This is a genomic window from Mycobacterium montefiorense (assembly GCF_003112775.1).
Lineage (GTDB): Bacteria > Actinomycetota > Actinomycetes > Mycobacteriales > Mycobacteriaceae > Mycobacterium > Mycobacterium montefiorense.
In genome coordinates this window covers 15,688-36,073 of record NZ_BFCH01000021.1, presented here as the reverse complement: position 1 = coordinate 36,073, position 20,386 = coordinate 15,688, and the positions used below count along the sequence as shown (strand labels likewise).

The 20,386-nt window shown below is 63.2% G+C and carries 22 protein-coding genes and 2 tRNA genes; 15 read left to right on the top strand and 9 right to left on the bottom strand.

All coding sequences use genetic code 11. From position 1 onward, the window contains the following. The first annotated feature begins 28 nt into the window (after positions 1-28). The 3 genes from DB708_RS19890 to DB708_RS19880 all read left to right on the top strand — a co-directional run bounded on the left by DB708_RS19890 (position 29) and on the right by DB708_RS19880 (position 3,262). A complete protein-coding gene (locus DB708_RS19890) occupies positions 29-1,354 on the top strand; it encodes a dipeptidase (RefSeq protein WP_108924918.1) in 1,326 nt (441 codons plus the stop codon). Between the two features lie 132 nt (positions 1,355-1,486). Further along, positions 1,487-1,858, top strand: coding sequence for an MmpS family transport accessory protein (locus tag DB708_RS19885; RefSeq protein WP_108924916.1), 372 nt, complete (start codon positions 1,487-1,489; stop codon positions 1,856-1,858). Positions 1,859-1,915: 57 nt separating this feature from the next. Beyond that, positions 1,916-3,262: a cytochrome P450 gene (locus DB708_RS19880; RefSeq protein ID WP_235616865.1), complete on the top strand. Its 1,347-nt coding sequence runs from the start codon at positions 1,916-1,918 to the stop codon at positions 3,260-3,262. Positions 3,263-3,447: 185 nt separating this feature from the next. Here the strand turns inward: DB708_RS19880 and bcp are convergent, their stop codons facing one another. Next, positions 3,448-3,921 carry a thioredoxin-dependent thiol peroxidase gene (bcp, locus tag DB708_RS19875; RefSeq protein WP_108924912.1) on the bottom strand — a complete coding sequence of 158 codons (474 nt, stop codon included), beginning with the start codon at positions 3,919-3,921 and terminating at the stop codon, positions 3,448-3,450. Positions 3,922-4,003: 82 nt separating this feature from the next. On the opposite strand from bcp, the gene DB708_RS19870 reads away from it, so the two are divergent. Continuing rightward, complete coding sequence (locus DB708_RS19870) at positions 4,004-4,231, top strand: DUF3618 domain-containing protein (RefSeq protein WP_108925265.1); 228 nt, start codon at positions 4,004-4,006, stop codon at positions 4,229-4,231. Here the strand turns inward: DB708_RS19870 and DB708_RS19865 are convergent. Next, positions 4,218-5,954 (bottom strand): DUF3556 domain-containing protein, encoded by a 1,737-nt coding sequence (locus tag DB708_RS19865; RefSeq protein ID WP_108924910.1) that lies wholly within the window; start codon positions 5,952-5,954, stop codon positions 4,218-4,220. The two genes, DB708_RS19870 and DB708_RS19865, sit on opposite strands and share 14 nt — an antisense overlap. A gap of 378 nt (positions 5,955-6,332) precedes the next feature. On the opposite strand from DB708_RS19865, the gene DB708_RS19860 reads away from it, so the two are divergent. Continuing rightward, a complete protein-coding gene (locus DB708_RS19860) occupies positions 6,333-7,274 on the top strand; it encodes an HNH endonuclease (RefSeq protein ID WP_108924908.1) in 942 nt (313 codons plus the stop codon). Positions 7,275-7,322: 48 nt separating this feature from the next. Here DB708_RS19860 and DB708_RS19855 read toward each other — a convergent pair whose 3' ends face one another. After that, positions 7,323-8,192, bottom strand: a complete 870-nt coding sequence (locus tag DB708_RS19855; RefSeq protein ID WP_133251036.1) for a deaminase — start codon at positions 8,190-8,192, stop codon at positions 7,323-7,325. A gap of 378 nt (positions 8,193-8,570) precedes the next feature. On the opposite strand from DB708_RS19855, the gene DB708_RS19850 reads away from it, so the two are divergent. Further along, a complete protein-coding gene (locus tag DB708_RS19850) occupies positions 8,571-8,963 on the top strand; it encodes a hypothetical protein (RefSeq protein WP_108924778.1) in 393 nt (130 codons plus the stop codon). 281 nt (positions 8,964-9,244) lie between these two features. After that, positions 9,245-9,664, top strand: a complete 420-nt coding sequence (locus DB708_RS19845) for a DUF2511 domain-containing protein (RefSeq protein ID WP_108924776.1) — start codon at positions 9,245-9,247, stop codon at positions 9,662-9,664. 109 nt (positions 9,665-9,773) lie between these two features. On the opposite strand, the gene DB708_RS19840 is transcribed toward DB708_RS19845, so the two are convergent. Continuing rightward, the gene (locus DB708_RS19840; protein ID WP_108924774.1) at positions 9,774-10,181 is read right to left on the bottom strand and encodes a hypothetical protein; all 408 of its coding nucleotides are present in this window, start codon (positions 10,179-10,181) and stop codon (positions 9,774-9,776) included. Positions 10,182-10,493: 312 nt separating this feature from the next. Between DB708_RS19840 and DB708_RS19835 the strand changes: the two genes are divergently transcribed. From DB708_RS19835 to DB708_RS19825, 3 genes are all read left to right on the top strand, one after another. Then, positions 10,494-11,036, top strand: a complete 543-nt coding sequence (locus DB708_RS19835) for a hypothetical protein (RefSeq protein ID WP_108924772.1) — start codon at positions 10,494-10,496, stop codon at positions 11,034-11,036. A 70-nt stretch (positions 11,037-11,106) separates the two neighbouring features. Further along, positions 11,107-11,730, top strand: coding sequence for a hypothetical protein (locus DB708_RS19830; protein ID WP_108924769.1), 624 nt, complete (start codon positions 11,107-11,109; stop codon positions 11,728-11,730). 10 nt (positions 11,731-11,740) lie between these two features. Next, complete coding sequence (locus tag DB708_RS19825) at positions 11,741-12,001, top strand: hypothetical protein (RefSeq protein WP_133251035.1); 261 nt, start codon at positions 11,741-11,743, stop codon at positions 11,999-12,001. Positions 12,002-12,429: 428 nt separating this feature from the next. Here DB708_RS19825 and DB708_RS19820 read toward each other — a convergent pair whose 3' ends face one another. Then, complete coding sequence (locus DB708_RS19820; protein WP_133251034.1) at positions 12,430-12,648, bottom strand: hypothetical protein; 219 nt, start codon at positions 12,646-12,648, stop codon at positions 12,430-12,432. 103 nt (positions 12,649-12,751) lie between these two features. Between DB708_RS19820 and DB708_RS19815 the strand changes: the two genes are divergently transcribed. From DB708_RS19815 to DB708_RS19805, 3 genes are all read left to right on the top strand, one after another. Next, entirely contained in the window at positions 12,752-13,150 is a 399-nt protein-coding gene (locus DB708_RS19815) for a tyrosine-type recombinase/integrase (protein WP_108924763.1), read from the top strand. Between the two features lie 591 nt (positions 13,151-13,741). Then, positions 13,742-14,026, top strand: coding sequence for a hypothetical protein (locus tag DB708_RS27080; protein ID WP_133251033.1), 285 nt, complete (start codon positions 13,742-13,744; stop codon positions 14,024-14,026). Positions 14,027-14,075: 49 nt separating this feature from the next. Further along, positions 14,076-14,855, top strand: a complete 780-nt coding sequence (locus tag DB708_RS19805) for a hypothetical protein (protein ID WP_235616863.1) — start codon at positions 14,076-14,078, stop codon at positions 14,853-14,855. 250 nt (positions 14,856-15,105) lie between these two features. Here DB708_RS19805 and DB708_RS19800 read toward each other — a convergent pair. Beyond that, positions 15,106-15,181: transfer RNA gene (locus tag DB708_RS19800), tRNA-Lys, on the bottom strand. A 292-nt stretch (positions 15,182-15,473) separates the two neighbouring features. Between DB708_RS19800 and DB708_RS19795 the strand changes: the two genes are divergently transcribed. Then, the gene (locus DB708_RS19795) at positions 15,474-16,670 is read left to right on the top strand and encodes a L,D-transpeptidase (RefSeq protein ID WP_108924759.1); all 1,197 of its coding nucleotides are present in this window, start codon (positions 15,474-15,476) and stop codon (positions 16,668-16,670) included. A 434-nt stretch (positions 16,671-17,104) separates the two neighbouring features. Here the strand turns inward: DB708_RS19795 and DB708_RS19790 are convergent. Together DB708_RS19790 and orn are read right to left on the bottom strand one after the other, a co-directional pair. Continuing rightward, positions 17,105-17,180, bottom strand: a tRNA-His gene (locus tag DB708_RS19790). 35 nt (positions 17,181-17,215) lie between these two features. Then, the gene (orn, locus tag DB708_RS19785; protein WP_108924758.1) at positions 17,216-17,863 is read right to left on the bottom strand and encodes an oligoribonuclease; all 648 of its coding nucleotides are present in this window, start codon (positions 17,861-17,863) and stop codon (positions 17,216-17,218) included. Positions 17,864-17,959: 96 nt separating this feature from the next. Between orn and DB708_RS19780 the strand changes: the two genes are divergently transcribed. Next, positions 17,960-19,528 carry a helicase HerA-like domain-containing protein gene (locus DB708_RS19780; RefSeq protein WP_108924756.1) on the top strand — a complete coding sequence of 523 codons (1,569 nt, stop codon included), beginning with the start codon at positions 17,960-17,962 and terminating at the stop codon, positions 19,526-19,528. A gap of 3 nt (positions 19,529-19,531) precedes the next feature. On the opposite strand, the gene cmrA is transcribed toward DB708_RS19780, so the two are convergent. After that, on the bottom strand, positions 19,532-20,338 hold the full coding sequence (gene cmrA / locus DB708_RS19775) for a mycolate reductase (protein WP_108924754.1): 807 nt from the start codon (positions 20,336-20,338) through the stop codon (positions 19,532-19,534). Positions 20,339-20,386 lie beyond the last annotated feature (48 nt).

Below are 20,386 nucleotides of genomic sequence, written 5' to 3'. Positions count from 1 at the left end.
GTTCTCGCAAGCAACTAGCCTCGAGATCATGAGCGATCTGGTTGAGCGCGTACGCGACGTGTTGCCGTCGGTACGCCGCGATCTCGAGGACCTGATGCGGATCGAATCGGTGTGGGCCGACCCCGGCCGTCGCGACGAGGTGCATCGCAGTGCACAGGCAGTAGCGGATCTGTTGTCGCAGGCGGGTTTTAGCGAGGTGCGCATCGTCAGCGAGGGCGGCGCCCCGGCCGTCATCGCGCAGCATCCGGCACCGGCCGGCGCGCCGACGGTGCTGTTGTACGCCCACCATGACGTGCAGCCCGAAGGCGATCGCGATCAGTGGGCATCACCGCCGTTTGAGCCGACCGAGCGTAACGGGCGGCTCTACGGGCGCGGCAGCGCCGACGACAAGGCCGGTATCGCAACGCATTTAGCCGCGTTTCGGGCGCACGGCGGTCAACCGCCGGTGGGCGTGACGGTCTTCGTCGAGGGGGAGGAAGAATCCGGGTCGCCGTCGCTGGGCCGGCTGCTGGCCGCCCACCGCGATGCCCTTGCCGCCGACGTGATCGTCATCGCCGACTCGGACAACTGGAGCACCGAGATCCCGGCGCTGACGGTCACGCTGCGCGGCCTGGTCGACTGCGTCGTCGAGGTCGCCACGCTCGACCACGGGCTGCACTCTGGCATTTGGGGCGGCGTGGTGCCCGACGCACTGAGCGTGCTGGTGCGACTGCTGGCCAGCCTGCACGACGCCGACGGGAACGTGGCCGTCGCAGGGCTGCACGAAAGTACCGCCGCCGCAGTGGATTACCCGCCGGAGCGGGTGCGGTCTGACTCCGGGCTGCTGGACGGGGTGTCCGAGATCGGCTCGGGCTCGGCGCCGCAGCGGCTGTGGGCCAAACCCGCGATCACCGTGATCGGTATCGACACCACACCCATCGAGAAGGCATCGAACACATTGATCCCGCGGGCCCGCGCCAAGATCAGCATGCGGGTCGCGCCCGGCGGTGATGCCGGCGCACACCTGGACGCGCTGACCGCGCACCTGCAAAAGCACACCCCGTGGGGCGCGCAGGTCAGCGTCAGCCGCGGCGACATCGGCGAGCCGTACGCGATCGACGCCACCGGCAGCGTCTACGACGCCGCGCGGGCCGCGTTCCGACAGGGTTGGGGCACCGACGCGATCGACATGGGCATGGGCGGATCGATCCCGTTCATCGCCGAATTCGCCGAGGCGTTCCCGCAGGCGAAGATCCTCGTCACCGGCGTGGAAGATCCGGCGACCCAAGCCCACAGCATCAACGAGAGCCTGCACCTGGGCGTGCTGGAACGCGCGGCAATCTCCGAGGCGCTGCTGCTGGCCAACCTGGCCTGAGACGCGGGCCTGCACGTTCTGCGTGCCACACGCGCCCTTTGCCCGTGGGTTACGAATCTGCTCGTGTCGGACTTGCCGAAACGCCAAAACAGGTGGAGAGTACCCATCGGCGGGGGCTATCTAGGAGCACCGATGGTTAAGACACAGTTTGCTGCGGCCGCCGCGCTAGTCGTGGGAGCTTCCCTGATAACCGCGCCGGGTGCGGCGGCCGCCGTCGGCGATGCGGTCGTGTACACCGTGACGTCGGACGCCCCGCTGGCGGTCGTGACGTACTACGACGCAACGGGCGTCTTGCAGAGGCTGACCAATCAGGCTGTTCCGTGGTCAATGTCGTTTACCAACAAGGACGCTAGCCCGACGTCGTTGCTGGTCGTGACCGCGAATCCCACCGGCCAGAAGACGACATGCACGGTCAGCATCAATGGAACCGTCAAGGACACACAGTCCAAGGCCGGAGCCGGTGAAGACAACATGGTCCAGTGCTCAACGATGGGTAACCCGTAGATCGGGCGTCGGGCCGCATACTGCTTGTGCAGCCATTCGTCCGCAGGAGGCGCCAGCGTGACTACGGAACACAAGACCACCCGTTACCACTTTGATCGCCACACCCCGGAGTACCGCGAGCGGTTCACCGAGATCACCGAGGACATGCACGCCAAGTGCCCGGTGGCGTGGACCGAGACCTACGACGGGCATTGGGTGGCCGCGGGTAACCGGGAAGTCTTCGAGCTCGCTCGCTGCCCGCAGGTGTCCAACGACCACGACGTCACCGGCGACGGCACCGGGTACAAGGGCATCACCATTCCCACGGTGCGGCAGGGCCCCGGCGTCCGCGGCGGCATGCTCGAGATGGACGAACCCGAGCACTCCGCCTACCGCAGCATCCTCAACCCCTACCTGTCGCCGGCGGCCGTCATGCGCTGGAAGCCGTTCGTCGACGAGATCGTGCGAGCGAGCATCGACGAGAAAATCGAGGGCGGGCGGATCGACTTCGTCGACGACCTCGCGAACATCACTCCCGCGGTCCTGACTCTGGCGATGATGGGCGTTCCACTGAAGAAGTGGCAGCTCTATTGCGAGCCGGCCCATGCCGGCGTCTACACCCCCGTCGATTCCCCCGACGCTCCAAGGGTTTTGGAGCAGACGATGGCGATGGGACTGGATCTCTTCAACCACCTGTTGGAGATACGGGAGAACCCGCGACCCGGCCTGGTTGACGCGTTGGCAAGGCTTGAGATCGACGGCGAACCAGCCCCCGATGCCGAACTGCTTGGAATGCTCGGCCTGATCATCGGCGGCGGCTTCGACACGACAACGGCGCTGACCGCTCACGCACTCGAATGGCTAGGCGAAAATCCCGCGCAGCGCGAACTGCTGAGGCGGGAATCGGACACGCGGCTCGACCCGGCGACCGAGGAATTCCTGCGTTACTTCACACCTGCTCCCGGCGACGGTCGCACGATTTCCGCCGACCTCGAAATAGCGGGCACGCAGTTCAAGGAGGGCGATCGGCTGTGGTTGTCGTGGGCGATGGCGAACCGCGACCCCGCGGTGTTTCCCAATCCCAATCGGCTGGACCTGACCCGTAAGAACAACCGGCACTTCAGCTTCGGGCTCGGCATCCACCGCTGCATCGGTTCCAATGTCGCGCGCGTGGTGTTCAAGTCGATGCTGACGGCGGTGCTCGACCGGATGCCCGACTACCGCTGCGAACCCGAAGGCACCGTGCACTATCCGACGATCGGCGTGATCCAGGGCATGCAGCACCTACCGGCCACCTTCACGCCCGGCAGGCGGCTCGGACCGGGGATCGACGAGACGCTGGAGAAGCTGCAGCGGGTCTGCGACGAACAGGGAATCGCCCGGCCCATCACCGAGTACACCGAGGCAGCCGTCATCGGCGACTGACGCGTTTGGTTTGCCCACCTGCCGCGAGACCGCTCGCGCCTGGGCGCGGCGGCCGGCCGTCGGCGCCGTGGTCCCTCTCGTTTACCAACAAGCACACCAAGTCCAGCACCGGCGCCGGTAAGAGCTCCCAGGTCCAGTGTTCGACGACGGGCAACCCGTAGTCAGAAAGTGTGTGCCCCAGGCGATTACACGGACAGATCGCGTCTTAGCTTGGCGACGTGGCCGGTGGCCTTGACGTTGTACTGCGCGACGGCGATCTTGCCTTTGTCGTCGACCACGAAGGTCGAGCGGATGACGCCGGTGACCGTCTTGCCGTACAACTGCTTTTCGCCGTAGGCCCCATACGCCGTCAGCACCTTGCGGTCGGGGTCGGACAGCAGCGGGAACGTCAGCCCTTCCGCGTCACGGAATTTGGCGAGCTTCTCCGGCTTGTCAGGGGAGATCCCGACGACGTCGAGGCCGGCGCCGTTCAGCTCGGCGAGGCTGTCGCGGAAGTCGCAGGCCTGTTTGGTGCACCCCGGCGTAGAGGCCGCCGGATAGAAGTACACGACGACACGGCGTCCCAAGTAGTCGGCCAGCGACACTTTGTTGCCGTCGGCGTCGGGAAGGCTGAAGGCAGGCGCTTTGTCGCCCGGTGCCAGCCGCGTGGTCTCGGTCAAGGTGCTTCCCCTTTCGGTTCACCAGAGCATCGGCACTAGGGTAGTTCCTCAGGTGCACGAGGCTCAGTTGGAGGACAGACACGTGGCGGACCGCGACCCCGACACCATCAAGCAGGAGATCGACGCCGCCCGCGACCAGCTCGCGGCCACCGTCGACTCGCTTGCCGTGCGCGCTAACCCGCGCCGCTTGGCAGACGACCTCAAGGCCCAGGTGATCAGCTTCGTCACGAAGCCCGTGGTGGCCGCCTCGCTGGCCGGCGTCGGCGCCCTGGTTGTCGTGGTGGTCGTGCGCCGGGTCAGGAACCGCTGACGCGGCTGCTCTCGACGTGCACCGGGAGGTCGTCGGCCCACGGCTGGGTGGTGACCATGTCGTCGACGTCGACGTAACCTCGCTCGAATTCGCCGGTCGCCGCATCCACGAGCCGATATTCCTGCCGCTGTTTCTGGATGGGCTGCGCGTCGAGAATCACCACCCGCACGTCGCCCGGTGCGAACCCGCATCGCTGCTGTAGCGCCTCGATCAGGCACTCGTTGTGCATGTGCCCGTCGCCGAAGTTCCACCCGAGAACCATGGAGCAAAGGACCTCACCCTCACACAGGTTGTAGTCGTCCTCGTCGTAGCCGGCCAATGCGCGGTGCACCAGCGTGAGCAGTGCGCGCCCGTGGGTGTTCATCCCGCGGAACGCCAGCGCCAGGTGCAGGGGGATCAGCGTCTCCTCCTTGCTGCCGTACAACCGCTCGAGTTGCAGGTGCTGCATCGGGCCAAGCGCACGGGAGCCGGTGCGGAACTTGTCGTCCACCGACGGCTTGACGCACCACACCGTGGTGTCCCAGTTGCCCGCGTAGTAGCGCATGCCGGGCAGGAACGAAACCTTGTGCGGGTAGAGGTTTCCCACCACGACGACCGTCACGATGACCGCGAACAGCACGATGGGCCAGGGTGTGGTCAGATCCGACAGCCCAATGGAGGCGTGCGACACGAACAGCCAGAGCACACCGAAGATCATGAAGACGTTCCACTCCAGCGGCACGCCCATCGGGAAGGCCAGCAGGATGTTCAGGTGGAACACGATCATCACGAACGCGGCGATCGTCGTCGGCCAGCCGCCGTGCGAGAAGAGCAGCGCCAGTGGCACCAGGCCTTCGATAGCGGTGGAGAAGTGCGCGATGAAGCCCGACAGCGCGCTGGGCCTCAGGTCGTCCGGATAGCGCTTGAACAGCGACCGCTTGAGCACGCCGGAGGGCAGGAACGGATTGTTGGCCAGCATCGTCGAAATCACGAACGGGAAGTGCCTGGTGATCTTCGAAGTGGCTGCGCCCAGCCAGATCACCATGAAGACGAGCTTGGCCCCGATGACGATGTCGGCCCCGGTGAACAGGAACGCCAGCGCCAGCGGACCGTACACCTCGGCGCGCGCGGCCAGGAAGATCACCTTGTCGCGCAAGCTGATCGCGGCCAGGACCGCCAGGATCGCAATGGTCTGCCACCGCGGTAGCACGCCGATCGCGGTGTGCAGAACCGGAATTGGGCCCGAGCCATCGGACACCAGCGCCGTCGCGAGCAGCACCAGCAGCGCGCCGTAGAGCAACGCGTCGAGCGGGGTCCGGTCGATGCCCTTGGTCAGCGGCACCCGATTCGGCCAGGGTGGCAGCCGGATTGTGCCGGGCCGCAGCCAGTACAGAATCGATCCCATCGGCGGGAAGTAGCGCCCGGCTAACGGGCCGAAACAGCAACCGAGACCGACGACTTCGAACAGCATCGTGAAGAGCACGGCCTTTTGGAACACGATCGGCTCCGACCACCACGCGCCGACATCGCCGAAGCCGCCGATGCCCGTAGTGCACCATCCGAAGAACCAGCCGCCGAGCAGGTAGAGCGCGATCTTCACGCCGTACATCACGTGCATGATCAGGGGAATACCGAAGCCGTTCTCGGCGACGTGGCACTGCATCGGGACGATCCGCTCGGCGCGGGTCAGCTTGCTCCACTCGGCCAGGTCGACGACGGGCAGGTTGGGCTGGATGAACCCCATTGCGGCTCCTTCGGCGCAGCTAGTTCACAACGGGTGCCAATCATCAGCCAGGCACCGAGGAAAAACTACTCCGAGCAACCACAGGGTGGGACAGAAATTGTGACGCCGACTAGGTCGGCACGTCGAGGAACATTGTGGTGGTGCGCCGTCAGGGTTTCGAACCCCGGACCCGCTGATTAAGGGCCGACCCTCCTCAACGATTGCCAATGAACCTGAGTTGCATTGGTGGAAAATAGAGTTCGAGTCTGGCATGTTTTGCTGGTACTCGACGATCCTCAACGATTCTCGGTCAATAGCGGTGAATAAACGATGACCGCTTCGCGGCTTTGTTACAGTCCGATCGCGCGACGAAGAATCGGCGAAGGATGCCTAGTCAACATGGAACTTTTAGTAGCGATCGTCGTCGTCGGGTTTCTGTTCAGCCTGCCGTTCGTGGTTCGGTACATCCTTAAGGAGTTGTACTTCGCCAGCGAAGGGTTCTTGGCTCACAAAGCGAGGATCGCGTCGGTGGTCGCCGAGCACAACGAAGTCGCCGAGTACGTCTCGGAGATTCGCAGTCGCGGATCGTTCAGGCTCGGCGCATCGTCGGCCGGCGCACAATCCCATCTAGCGTCGTTCCAGAACACCAGCCAGTGGAACTACCGCAGGGATCGGAACGTCGCGAATTACCAAGCACCAAACGTGCACAACTGCTCGTTACAGGTCGTCCGCAACGCCAGCGCCGATCCCCTCAAGTACGTGATGAAGTACTTCAGCATCAAGGCCGACGAGGCTAACCTTGCTGACGTCGAAAATCTGGGCGAGGACATCGGCCGACTCGAAGAAGCTGTCAACAATCTCGGGCAGCGTGAGGCGAGTATCGCTGAATCGGTCGATCCGCCTGCATTCATCCTGAAGCATTACGCGGCCGAGTTTATGAAGCACGTCGGAGTCGAGCTGTCGCCGATCAACGTTCCCTATCCCGTCTACCTCTTTGAGTACGTGAGTGCTGGTGGCAACAGCGCACAACGAACAACCGTCACTTTGAACACTCTGACGATCGACGCGCTCGTCGAGACCCTTTCGCAGAAGATCCGCTGGAGAAAGAGTGCTGCTGGCCAGCGCGCCCTGATGACCTCTAAGCTGCGCAACTCTATAAAGGCGCGTGACAACCACACGTGCCGGTATTGCTCGGTGTCGCTCGCAGCGGAGCCCCATCTCCTTCTCGAAGTGGACCACGTTATCCCCGTCTCGAAGGGTGGCTTGTCCACGCCGGACAATCTGCAGACTCTGTGCTGGCGATGCAACCGAACCAAGGCGAACAAGGTCGCTGCACCCTGACCGGCGCGCCGATACGAGAGAGGGCAATGGGGCGCGCTAACGTGGTCGCTACCTCGTTGAACTTCCCTCGGCCAGTCGGATCTCCCATCTGATGGTGACCGAGACGTGTCCGGTGCCGCCGTAGTCGGCCGTGGGTTCGATCGCGATGACTTTGCACAAGACATGTCCGTACTCGTTGCGCATCACACCGATGGACCCCACTTCGACCTTGACAGAGGTACCTCCATAGTCGTACGCGTCGGGACGGTGGATTTCGTCGAACCCTTCCGCATAGCGAGCCAGCGCGACGACACCGGGCACTCCGCCATACAGGTGGATAGCCGAGGCATTGCAATTAGTCCATTCGGTTTCCCATGACGCAGCGTTGGGCTGTTCGTCGACGCTGATGGTGAATCGGCCACCGTTCGTAGTGAAATCGAACTTGGCGCCCGCGCTCATTCCGGTTCCCTTTGTGAACACCTGTGTGAAGTCCTCGTTGGCCTCGTGCGCCTGCTCGCGGAGGTCCGCCGGAAAGTCTCGGAGCCGGACGCCGTGGTCGCGCAAGTACTTCCATCCGAGCCGGTTGACCTGAGGATTGGGATCGTATTCGCCGATGTGGACGACGGTTATGCGCGCCTCTGCGATGAGCGCTGCGCACGGAACCCGCGAGGTGCGGGAGTTCGCGCACGGCTCCAGGGTCGTGTAGAGCGAGGCGCCGGCAAGGTTGGTGCCTGCCAGTCGGGCCTTTTCGAGGGCTACTTCCTCGGCGTGAAGCCCCTCGACCTCACCCCTGTAGCCAGTCGCCACAATTGTGTCGTCTCGGGTTATGACAGCGCCGACGCGGGTGTTCCCTGGCGACTTCCGGGCCTCTTCGATGGCTCGTGCCGCGAACGCGTGCTCGACGTCGTTGCGCGAGCGGGTGTTTGTTTCAAAGTCCATGCGTTCAGGCTCGCAGCCCTGCAGCAATTGGTGAAACACAGGGGCCACTTGTCGCGTCGACGAAGCCGAGCTTGGTGCCACGCGCGTGATTCAGCGCCCCACTCGCGACCGGGCTATGGCTGGCCTACTTAGGTCTCTTCGTGGCGCCGGCTTCGTCCCTTGGACTGACGGGCGCGCATACTGGTGTCAGGTGCAGCGGTGAGTGGCGCCGCTTCAGTCTGGGTGCTCGTAATCCTATGAGCCGTAACACGTTTAAGCGCAATTCGTTCGAATTCCGGTTCGGATCAACGTCTACGTCAAAGTTAGCGCGCGAACTAGCCTCACCCCCTCGGAGTAGCGTCGACACCACGTGGTGAGCTACCCCGAAGGACGGTCCAGTTGGCTGACGAACTGCCCCCAGACATTCTGGTGATCATCGACTACCTCGCCGAAGAGGCGGGTGGCTACCAGAATATTGGCGCGAAACCGGGCGACCCTGGCAGGCTGCATTGGCAAGAGGAGCACGAGTTCAAGAGCGACCTGATGGAGCGCAGTGACCGGTGGGCTAGTGACCGGGTGCCCCTCGAAGCCTTCCGAAGTGCCTGCCTCGCGGCCAATCTAGACGAGACGGACACCAACGCGCTGGCCGATCATCTGGCCAATCGGCAGGCGGGCAAGAAGCTGGTCGTCAAACCAGCCTGCAAGGGATTCACCTTTGACAGAATTGTGGAGCTTAGTGACGAAGATCCCGATGCGGATCTCGACACCGGAGAGCCGTCCGAAGACTTCTGACAAAACCAGAAACCGGGCCCTGCGCACCACATGTGCTGGTGCACAACGATTATCGTGTCTCCAGGGCCACGATGCGTTTATGCAGCGCCGTGACGTACTGGCTCAGGTGATCGTGCCCCGACCACCAAGGCCTACTGCCATAGCCGGGATAAGCAGTCCCGCATAGCAAGTGGAACCGGATCGACGTAGGCGTCGTCTGAATAGTTGTTGGGCCGCCCCCGCTCTCCTTGGGGGCCGCCCGCTCTCTAGGTAACTCCACAACTGCCGGGTACCTTTTGCCCATGGATGCGCTTCTCGGCAATCGGCGCGGGGCCGCGGCCGCCGCGGCGGTGATCGGCCTCGTTCTGGCCGGCTGCGCGACCACACCGCCGCGAGCCAGGGCACCATCCTCGTCTTTCATCAGCAGCGCGTCACCGGCGCAACCCGCACCACGCCCACCCAGCTTTGTCTCCCAGGCGACGTGGACCGACGGGCCGTGGCCACTGACGGTTCCTGAAGGCACGCTTGCATGCCAGCCACTCGGTGGTCGCCTGAGCCGGGTGACCTTCACCTACGGCGGCGCCACCTACTGGGTCAACGGGACCGCCAAGGCCGCCCACACCTACGCGGACCTGGTCACCATCTGGCGCGACAACCCCGACATTCCCGGCACCAAAATCGATATCGGGCCGCTCCTCGACCGGGGATCAGCGCTCTGCTAGCTACGCACCGTCGATGCGGCGAACGTCGACGTCGCCCATGGAAATACCCTGACTGACTGCGATGAATTCTGTTGCCATTCGGGCGATTTCGCCGAGGTGCCGAGCCAGCCTAGTCCGTGGACATCTCCTGGGGTGGCTCGTCGAGGACCTCGTTGATCGTGATGGTCGCGCCCAAGACGGACCGGACACGCACGCGCATCTCCATGACGTTGATGATCTGGTGCAGCAAGTCGAATGGATCGACGCCATTGTGAATTTGGATTTCGGCCGCCTGGATATGGGGCCTCTCCGATAGGTGTGGGCCGTCCAATTCCGATTTCCGGACGGCAATGACGTGGGGATTATGCATTCCGCTCTTACCGCCGCCGAAATCGAGTCCGACGATGACCCACTCGTCTGGGTCGATCCCGGTGAGAGCGTACAGATCTGACGTCGCCACCTGATCGATTTGTACCGTGCCCTGCCAGTCGGGGTAGGTCACCGATGCCGGGCCCCATTCGTACGGATCCACGTCCATTTACTCCTCCTTCGTTGTGGGCAGTGACGGCTACACAGGCTACGCACCGCCTGCAGAGGAGATTCCCGGTTCGGAGATCAAATTCCGAGCGGGTCAACGGATCTGTAAATGACCGCGCGGCTTGTCGGTGCGCCGACATACGGTGTTGGCCATGACTGGGCAAATCTCCGAATGGATCCCAACTGGCGAGCGGTGTAAGCGCGGCGCCCCGATCGAGAAGCGGACCGTCACTGCACACCTCGCGAACGCCGACCCGTGGGTCGAACCCGAGACGCGGTGTTGCCGCGCGTGCGAGAGGGAAGGGTAAGCCTCGTGTCCGGACCACTCTCTGATCTCGAACACCAGGCCACGCCGGTGACCGGGTTCGATTACCGGCCGCAACCAGGCGTCCTGGGTGAATGGTCATTGCGGGTGTCGGGATATGAGGACGATGACCTGAATGGGCAGCTAGACCTCCTGCCGCCGCGAGGGCTGGTCGAAGTGGAGTCCACCATCGAGCTGTGGGAGGAAGAGTACGCCGAGGAAACCGGCGCACACATCACTCGAATCCACGGAGGATATGGTTGGCGCGAATTCGAGTGGGACAACGGGACAGTGCACCGGTACGAGTGGGAGCACGTGCTGATCGATTTGCGGTGTCAGCTCTGCATGCGTCCCCAAACCGCCCGCATCTACATGGTGACCGACGAGCTATGGGAGAGATCCGGCCTCGAAGGTTGGCCATGCTGGAGGTGTCTTGAGAAAGCCGTCGGTCGGCGCCTAGTGCCGGCCGATTTCAAACCCGGCGTGCCCTGCAACTCGGCGGAAGCAAATCACGAGCCGGAGCTGTTTGCCCGAATTGGGCTGATCGGGTAATCGGACTCACCGAAGAGGAGGGAGGTCCTCCCAGATACGACAATCGACAATCGTTGTAGCGTTCCGATTTATGCTTCATTGGATCAAGGACTGGGCTCCAATCCTGGCGACGATCGGCGCGCTCGTTGGTGTGATGATCACCGTCGGAGCAGCGAGCAGAACCTACCGACACGGCCTCATAGAAAAGCGCAAGGACCACCAGCGGGAGTTGGTTGCCGACCTCATCGCCAACACCCAACAGTGGTGCAACACACTGCAACTCAGCTATCCAGCGATGGCGATGATGACTGCGAACGACATGATTGATTGGGCGAATACCGATAGCGTAAGGATTCAAGGCGAGTTGGGGAAAGCCGTTCACGTCGGCCTCATAAAGTGCCTGAGCGAGATCGGCGACAACAGGCTCCTGCCGCTGATCGGCAGCTTGGAATTGCAGCGCCGCGGCCTGAACGAGGGAGACGATGTTGCGCCGCTATTCGATACCGACGCGAGTCATGACATCCGAATCAATGCCGTTGGAGTCGTCCTGAGACGTATCGCCAAGATACTAACGACCTGCGACGAGCTACAGGTCGTAGTGATTCAGGCGCTCCAGGTGGATATCGACCCAGCGCCAGCTCGGCTTAGATTCTGGAATTACGTTACGGGGCAATGGCAGCGGGGGCATGGAAAGATTGTCAGTGGCGGCGCGTAGCGTCCGCGTCGTGAACCTACGTGAGCAAGCAGTCATCAGAGCGGCCACGCACATTTGGGAGAAAACCCGGTGCCCGGTCACCGCGGGCGCCATCGCCGAGGCCACCGGATTCGACGCCGTCGCAACGCAACGCAACGCAACGCAACAGATACTGAACGCCCTCGACCTCAAGGGCTTTTTCAGCGACGTGCTGCGACGACCGGATCGATTCCGTCGCGTTCTAGCCGGGCGCTCGGGCCCGGCCGCGGCCTGCAGTCGTCCATTGGTGTAGGCACCACCTCCAGTTGTGGTACGTGCTTTCTGGCCTGCACTCGCGGCAGCTGATGACATAGCAGCAAGGACGAAATGTCCCCACACTGTGACAGGATTGGCCGCGTGGCAAAGGAGTGGACGTGAGCATCGGATGGCGTCGAGGTGTGCGGTGGGAGATGGCACTGCGGCGTCTGCCGCCGGAGCAGCGTGCGATTATCCGTGTTGCAGAGGCTGATCGCGCTCCGCGGTATTGGCACCCGCGCACGACGGATCTTGAGGCGCTCGACGACTTGATAGCGGGATGTAAGCACGCTTGATTTCTGCCTTGCCGTTTTGCTGGAGAGTTGGGCGGCGGCGCCGGACGAACCTGATCGTTCCGGCGGATCTGCTGCTCGGGGTGCTGCCAGCGTTGCTGCCGGGGCGGGTACAGCTGCGCGCGCGGCATGGCTACGTCAGCGCGCCAGCGACGCTGAACTTGTCTTGAAACGAATTCGAGAAGTACCGGCGGCCAGCACCGATAACGACTGGCTCAAGCGTGTTGCCGCCGAGACACTGCAGAAACGCGGCCCCGACGGGGCATCCGGGGCGCTGGGCCAATTCCGCGGCCACCTGTTCGAGCATCTCGATTCGCAGGCGTACAACCTTCGCAACGTCCGCTGGCGGCATCAACTTATTCTGCGTTCCAATGCTCATGCTCCGGGATATGACGCTAACCGAATCATCAATGGCCGCTTCGCCGGCGGAGTCCAACACAAAATGAGCGCGTCGGGTGTCCGTACAGCGGCAAACAAGATCAACGGAGTCCAGCGTTCGGACCCTAAAGTTGCCGAAGGTCGCGACAGACATGCTCAGGGCGCGCCGCGCGCTCCCATATGTAGGAGGGCATCAGGCGATCTTTGCGTCGACGCTGGGCACGTGGCGCGACTCGAATAATTTCGGCCGCGACTGGCGCGATGTCCGCGACGCACTAGGTGTATCCGATGCGAAGTTCCACAGCTTCAGGAAGTTGGTGGCGTCGGCGATCGACGACGCCGGGTTGAGCGCGCGGATCGGCGCCGACCAGCTCGGCCACGCCAAGGTCAGCATGACCCAGGACGTTTACATGCGCCGCGGGAAGGTTCGTTCCGAGGTTGCGGACTTGCTGGACCGGCTCAGTGCCGATGAATAAACGATGGATCCGATTACCTAGCTGGGCTAGTTACCCGGTTTGTGGTGCGCCACCATACCGCGTTCTGTAGGTGATCGCGCTGCTGGTGCTGCTCATGCTCGTGGACGTCGTAAACGTGTACAAATGTACGTGTACCGTGCTTTACGTGCTGTTATTGACACATATCGTCTGATAAGGGACCATATGTGTATGACAGACGTAACGTCATACACTGCGTCCCAGATTCTTGGGGTTTCGACGCGTCAAGTGCGTCGACTGGCTGCTGAGGGCCGTCTTCAGGGCTCGCGTTATGTGGGTAGGACGTTGGTGCTTGATGCCTCAGAAGTGCACCGGTTAGCTCGCGCCCAGCGCCGCCAGGGGCGGCCGTGGTCGGAGAGGGTCACGTGGGCGGCGCTCAGTGTTTTGTCGGGTAAAGACGCGGCTTGGCTGTCCTCGGCGGAACGAACACGTTTGATGCATCGACTTCGACGGCTCACGGCGGAAGACCTTGAGCATCTTGCGGGGGGTCGCGCTCAGGTAAGGCGTTTCCGCGCGCGGGAGTCTCAGCTTGATGACCTTGGGGAGTATGTCGTTCCTACGGGTGGTGCGGCCTTGAGTGACGCCCAGCTAAGGCAGTTGGGGCTGACTGGCGCCGAGCGATATCTCGATGGTTATGTGCGACTGTCGGAGGTAGAAACCCTGAAGGAGAAATACGGGCTAATCGAGGATCCTTCTGGCAACGTGATCTTGCGCGGGGTGAGCGTCGAGGAGGCGTTTGAAGATGGGGCCACTCCTGTCGCCGCAGTGTTTTTGGATCTAGCGGGCTCTCTCAATACACGAGAAAGCGCTGCCGGATTGCGTGAAGCCAGCAGTTTGATTGCCGCTGTGGCGGCCTAACGCGAGGGCCTACGTGTCTAGCCCCGAACGTCCGCAATGGACGATAGCTATGCCTGAGGGCGGCTGGGGTCCCCCCTGGCCGCAGGCGGTCGAGTTGCTCGAGGTCATTCCGGGCGACCGTTGGACGCTCATCGGCGGCCTGATGGTTCAGCTACACGTCACCCATGCTGGCCTCGCCGCCAACAGAGCAACGACGGACATCGATATGGTTCTCCATATCGAGACGGGCGCGATAACGTTCCCAGCCGCGAGGGATTCCCTGGAGAGTCTTAACTACAAGATCCAATTTCCCACCGGGAAGGGCCCAATACATCGGTTCACTCGCGGGGATGATGTCATCGACGTGATGGTTGCGGATCGCCTTCCGCCAGATAACGTTCCAGAAGTGCGAGGCCGCAAGCTATTCCAAGTGCCCGCCGGTACATCAGCGCTGCGCAAGACTGTCGACTGCACGATTACGCGCGATGGAGAGAACAGTCTTACATTCAGCATTCCTGACACCCTGGGGGCGTTGGTGCTGAAAGGAGCTGCCTACAAGGCTGATTCGCGTGATCGCGAGCGGCACTTGGACGATGCCGCGTTGTTGGCTTGCACCGTCGTGGACGCGGCGCACGAGGCTGCGCGACTCGGTGGTGGCAGTGACAGGGGGCGGATGCAACTCCTGCAGCGTGAGCTGCAAGACGCGAGCCACAGGTCGTGGCAGTTGGTTCCCGAAGAGGTACGTGCATACGGAAGAGAGGCTTTGGCAGTGATGAGCCGTGATCCGGCGCCGCGTCAGGAACCGCGACGCATGGGCAGAGCCACTATTCCTAGGGGCGACGGAGGGTAGGACCGTCGCTGCCCGGCGCGTGTTTCCCACATCAAGCGCCGGCCGTTCGAGCCTGCGATCGCCTTGATAGCCTCCATTGCTTTGGTGGAAAGTCGGCTCGACTCCACATAGCGCGAAGGTCAGCCTGACCCAGGATGTGGACATGCGCCGGGGCAAGGTCCGCAACGAGGTTGCAGACCTGCTGGACAGGCTCATTTCCGATGAATTAACGATGGATCAGAACGCCTAGGGTGGCTATGTACCACGTTTGTGGTGCGCCGTCAGGGTTTCGAACCCCGGACCCGCTGATTAAGAGTCAGCTGCTCTACCAACTGAGCTAACGGCGCCTTGGCCGGCCGAGACCGCGTTGCGACTTTAACAGGCATTCTGTCGCAGAGCGAAATCGCTGGACTTCCCAGTGTAGAGCCTGCTCGTCAGGCGACCGTGCCGCGTTTTGCGGACCCTCGCGATCCTGCCTTACTGTCACGGGGCTCGTGTCGACGCTCTTGAACGTCCAGGCGGCCGGAGAAAACCTGTTGAGTTGCCATGAGCACGGGGTGTAACCCTTTAGAATATTTGTAACTATTCAAGGTCAGCGGTGACCGGTTCATAAGCAGGCATGTTTTGGAAGGTCACTTGATGACGCCTTTGCGCAGACGTCGATCGTGGCTGGCTGCTGCGTTAGCCACGTTTGCCATCATTGGCGTCTCCTGTAGCAGTAGCCACACTGCCGCGCCGGCGAAGGTGATTTTTGACAAGGGCACACCGTTTGCCGATCTGCTGGTGCCCAAGCTCACCTCCTCGGTGTCTGACGGCGCCGTCGGTGTCACGGTCGACGCGCCGGTGACGGTCAACGTTGCCTACGGCGTGCTGGCGTCGGTGTCGATGGTCAACGACAACGGCAAGCCGATCACCGGCCAACTCAGCCCCGATGGATTGCACTGGTCGACCACCGAGCAGCTCGGCTACAACCGGCGCTACACGCTCAGCGTGAAGGCGCTCGGGCTGGGCGGCGCCGCGGGCCGCCAGATGAGCTTCGCGACCAGTTCACCCGCGCACTTGACGATGCCCTACGCGGCTCCAGGCGACGGCGAGGTCGTCGGCATCGGCGAGCCGGTAGCGATCCGGTTCGACGAGAACATCGCGGACCGTGCCGCGGCGCAGAAGGCCATCAAAATCACCACCAACCCGCCGGTCGAGGGTGCGTTCTACTGGCTGAACAATCGCGAAGTCCGTTGGCGCCCAGAGCATTTCTGGAAGTCGGGAACGGCCGTCGACGTGGCGGTCAACACCTACGGCGTCGACCTGGGCGACGGGATGTTCGGTGAGGACAACGTCAAGACCCACTTCACGATCGGCGACGAGATCATCTCCACCGCCGACGACAACACGAAGATGGTCACCGTCCGGGTCAACGGTGAAGTCGTGAAGACAATGCCAACGTCGATGGGTAAGGACAGCACCCCGACGGCCAACGGCTTCTACATCATCGGTGGCCGGTACCGGCACATCATCATGGACTCGTCGACCTACGGGGTTCCGGTCAACTCGCCCAACGGATATCGCACCGAGGTCGACTGGGCCACGCAGATGTCGTACAGCGGCGTCTTCGTACACTCCGCGCCGTGGTCGGTCGGCGCGCAAGGCCATACCAACACCAGCCATGGCTGCCTGAACGTGAGCCCGAGCAACGCCGAGTGGTTCTACGACCACAGCAAGAGCGGCGACATCGTCGAGGTCGTCAACACGGTCGGGTCGACGCTTCCGGGCACCGAGGGTCTGGGTGACTGGAACATCCCGTGGCCGCAGTGGAAAGCGGGCAACGCCGCCACCTGAGTCCGCTTGTGGGGCAGGCGTTTTACGCCTTGGCTTAGGCGCAGGTGAAGAGTGGGTCGCACACGACGGTGAACGTGCAGCCCGAGGCGGCGGGGGCCGTGAACGCGAGAACCAGAGCGAGCGCGACTTTGCATTTCAGACCAGACATGACCACTCCGTAGCTAAGTAATGCGGTGATATTACGCCATCTGGTCAGGCGGAAACGCGGCGCTGGCAAATATCGGCTGGCAGGTGCGCTCCGGCTTGCGGATCCGCTGGCGACGCGGGTGATCGAGGTCGGTGCAATCATCGTAAATCCATTGCACTACAACACAATAGGTGGCAATTCCGGATGGGTTTCGAGGCTAGACGAGCGCCGGTTTCCGTGCGCTGTCGGCGCGCAACAGCTCTGGGGAAGCAAAAAGGTCAGGGGGCGGACATGCCCCCTGACCTTGTGGGGTGAGTGACGGGACTCGAACCCGCGACATTCAGGATCACAACCTGACGCTCTACCAGCTGAACTACACCCACCATGACCGCGTGCTAACAAGCGGCGACTGTCGATACTAGCGGTTCGGTGGCTCGGCGGCCGAATCGATTTCCTCACGCGCGCCGTCGTTGCCCTCTAACTCGGCGGCCACCGCCGCGATCTCGCTGGTAGAAGGCCCCGGCAGGGGCACGAACGCGGTACGCCGGTAGAACTGCAGCTCGCGGATGGATTCGCGGATGTCTGCTAGCGCCCGGTGTGCCAGCCCCTTTGCCGGCTGGCCGTAGTAAACGCGTGGGTACCAGCGGCGGCAGAGTTCCTTGATCGAGCTGACGTCGATCATCCGGTAGTGCAGAAACGAGTCCAGGGCGGGCATATCGCGGGTAAGGAACGCGCGATCGGTGGCGATCGAATTGCCGGCCAACGGCGCTGTCTTGGGCTGCGAGACGTGCTTGCCGATGTAATCGAGCACCATCGCCTCGGCGGTGGCCAGGTCGACGGTGGAGGCCCGCACCTCGTTGATCAACCCCGAGCGGGTGTGCATTTCGGTGACCACGTCGATCATCGACGACAGGGCGGCGTCGTCGGCGTGGATCACCACGTCGACGCCATCGCCGAGAATATTCAGATCGGCGTCGGTGACCAGGGCCGCGATCTCGATCAATTTGTCCGAGCCCAATTCCAAGCCGGTCATCTCGCAGTCGATCCACACCAGTTCGTCACGCACAGCGCTCACATTAGGCCCACGTCACGACCTGCACCTGCCTCCCCCTGGCAAGTAGTGTTGACCGTTGCAACTTTCGGGCGACAGGGGCGGAGCGCGATGACCACCGAATCAGCGGCCAACGGACCCGCGCAGCGGATCGCGAGCGGCTACGCCGTCGAAGGCCAGGCACTGGAATTGGGCACCGTCGTGGTCGACGGCGCCGCCGACCCGACCGCGCAGATTCGCATCCCGCTGGCCACCGTCAACAGGCACGGACTGGTAGCCGGGGCGACCGGGACCGGGAAGACAAAAACGCTGCAGCTGATCGCCGAGCAGCTCAGTGCCGCAGGCGTCTCGGTGTTGATGGCCGACGTGAAGGGCGACCTGTCGGGCTTGTCGCGGCCGGGGGAGGCCAACGACAAGACCGCGGCGCGCGCCCAAGACACCGGCGATAACTGGTTGGCCACCGGATTCCCGGTGGAGTTCTTATCGCTGGGCACCGACGGGGTCGGGGTGCCGATACGGGCGACTGTCGCCAGCTTCGGTCCGGTGCTGTTGTCAAAGGTGTTGGGGCTCAATGCGACTCAAGAGTCCACCCTTGGGCTCATTTTTCACTGGGCGAAGGAGGGTAACCGTCCGCTGGTCACGCTGAACAATCTGCGCAATGCCATCAGCCACCTCGCCAGCGACGAGGGCAAGGACGACCTGAAATCCCTTGGCGGGGTGTCGTCGACGACGGCGGGCGTCATCCTGCGCGCCTTGCTGAATCTCGAATCCGAGGGCGGCGACACGTTCTTCGGCGAGCCGAAGCTCGACCCGCAGGATCTGCTGCGCGTCGATGACCAGGGCCGCGGCGTCATCTCGCTGCTCGAATTCAGCGGTCAGTCGTTGCGTCCGGTCATCTTCTCCACCTTCTTGATGTGGGTGCTGGCGGATCTGTTTGCCGTACTTCCCGAGGTCGGTGACGTCGACAAACCCAAGCTGGTGTTCTTCTTCGACGAGGCGCACCTGTTATTCACCGACGCGTCGAAAGCGTTCCTCGAACAGGTTGAGCAGACCGTCAAGCTGATCCGTTCCAAGGGCGTCGGGGTGTTCTTCTGCACCCAGCTGCCCACCGATCTGCCCAACGATGTGCTCTCGCAGCTGGGCGCACGGGTCCAGCACGCGCTGCGGGCGTTCACCCCCGACGACCAAAAGGCGCTGTCCAAGACCGTCCGTACCTATCCGAAAACCGATGTCTACGACCTGGAGTCGGCGCTGACGTCGCTGGGAATCGGTGAGGCAGTCGTCACCGTGCTATCGGAAAAGGGGGCGCCGACGCCGGTTGCCTGGACGCGCATGCGAGTGCCGCGGTCGCTGATGGGCGCCATCGGCACCGGTGACATCACCAAGGCGGCCAAGGCAAGCCCGCTGCACGCGAAGTACGGTCAGACGATCCAGCAGCCGCCGGAACCCGAAGCGGCGCAACCGGCCCCGCCGCCGCGGCAGGCCCCGCCGCCGGGCAAGCTCGACCCCGCGCCGTATCCGGACCCCTACGACATACCGCCGATGCCCGCGCCCGCGGAGCCAAAGGGCCCGGCCATGTGGGAAGAAGTGCTGCAGAACCCGACCGTGAAAAGCGGCATCAACACCGCGATTCGCGAAGTGGTGAAAAACATCTTCGGTACCGGCCGCCGCCGTAAGTAACGCCTAGCCGCCGCCGAGCTTCTTGTAGAAGCTGCCGACGATCGGTGCCACTATCGCGCGGGGGGCATACCCGCTGCCGACCGACATCGCTTTGGAGGTCAAGCCCGGAACGACGCGCATCTTGTTGCGCTCCAACGCATCCAGCGAAATCCGGGCGGTGTGCTCCGTCGAGATCCACAGGAAGTCGGGCACCAGCCGTTCCACCAGTGACCTTTCGGCATCCTGGGGCAAGTCGGTGCGCACCGGGCCCGGCGCCAGCAGTGTGACGTGCACACCCGAGCGGCGCAGTTCACCGCGCAACGATTCGCTGAAGGTGTTGACGAACGCTTTCGAGGCGGCATAGGTCGCGTTGTAGGGGATCGGCGAATTACCGGCCGCCGAACCGGAAATCAGGATGCCCCCGGCTCGACGTTCGACCATCCCCGGCAGCACCGCCAACGTAAGGTCGTGCACCGCCACGGCGTTCAGTTGCACCTGGGCCTTTTCCACCTCCGGGTCGAGGCCGGAGATCGGGCCGAATGTTCCGGTACCCGCGTTGGCACACAGAATCGAGATGTTGCGGGTCGCCAACTCGTCGCACAGTTTGGCGCGTTCCGCCGGGTCGGCCAGGTCGGCGGCGCGTACCTCCACGGTGACGCTGTATTTGCCGGCCAGCCGCTCCGCAAGATCGGAGAGTTTGTCTTCGCGTCGTGCGGTGACGATCAGGTGATGCCCGCGCGCGGCCAATTCCGTGGCCAGCGCTTCGCCGATGTTTTGCGAGGCTCCGGTGACGACGGCGCGCGCATCGGGGCTGGGAGCGGGGATCGGCATGCGCCCAATCGTAGACAGCCACCCAATCTTTCCGACAACAGCCGCAAC

Bases quoted from the DNA above. Each gene is read 5' to 3' on its own strand.
- DB708_RS19890 (WP_108924918.1), top strand. From the start codon at position 29: ATGAGCGATCTGGTTGAGCGCGTACGCGACGTGTTGCCGTCGGTACGC.
- DB708_RS19885 (WP_108924916.1), top strand. From the start codon at position 1,487: ATGGTTAAGACACAGTTTGCTGCGGCCGCCGCGCTAGTCGTGGGAGCT.
- DB708_RS19865 (WP_108924910.1), bottom strand. From the start codon at position 5,954: ATGGGGTTCATCCAGCCCAACCTGCCCGTCGTCGACCTGGCCGAGTGG.
- DB708_RS19860 (WP_108924908.1), top strand. From the start codon at position 6,333: ATGGAACTTTTAGTAGCGATCGTCGTCGTCGGGTTTCTGTTCAGCCTG.
- DB708_RS19855 (WP_133251036.1), bottom strand. From the start codon at position 8,192: ATGGACTTTGAAACAAACACCCGCTCGCGCAACGACGTCGAGCACGCG.
- DB708_RS19845 (WP_108924776.1), top strand. From the start codon at position 9,245: ATGGATGCGCTTCTCGGCAATCGGCGCGGGGCCGCGGCCGCCGCGGCG.
- DB708_RS19840 (WP_108924774.1), bottom strand. From the start codon at position 10,181: ATGGACGTGGATCCGTACGAATGGGGCCCGGCATCGGTGACCTACCCC.
- DB708_RS19830 (WP_108924769.1), top strand. From the start codon at position 11,107: ATGCTTCATTGGATCAAGGACTGGGCTCCAATCCTGGCGACGATCGGC.
- DB708_RS19820 (WP_133251034.1), bottom strand. From the start codon at position 12,648: ATGCCGCCAGCGGACGTTGCGAAGGTTGTACGCCTGCGAATCGAGATG.
- DB708_RS19805 (WP_235616863.1), top strand. From the start codon at position 14,076: ATGCCTGAGGGCGGCTGGGGTCCCCCCTGGCCGCAGGCGGTCGAGTTG.
- DB708_RS19795 (WP_108924759.1), top strand. From the start codon at position 15,474: ATGACGCCTTTGCGCAGACGTCGATCGTGGCTGGCTGCTGCGTTAGCC.
- DB708_RS19780 (WP_108924756.1), top strand. From the start codon at position 17,960: ATGACCACCGAATCAGCGGCCAACGGACCCGCGCAGCGGATCGCGAGC.
- cmrA (WP_108924754.1), bottom strand. From the start codon at position 20,338: ATGCCGATCCCCGCTCCCAGCCCCGATGCGCGCGCCGTCGTCACCGGA.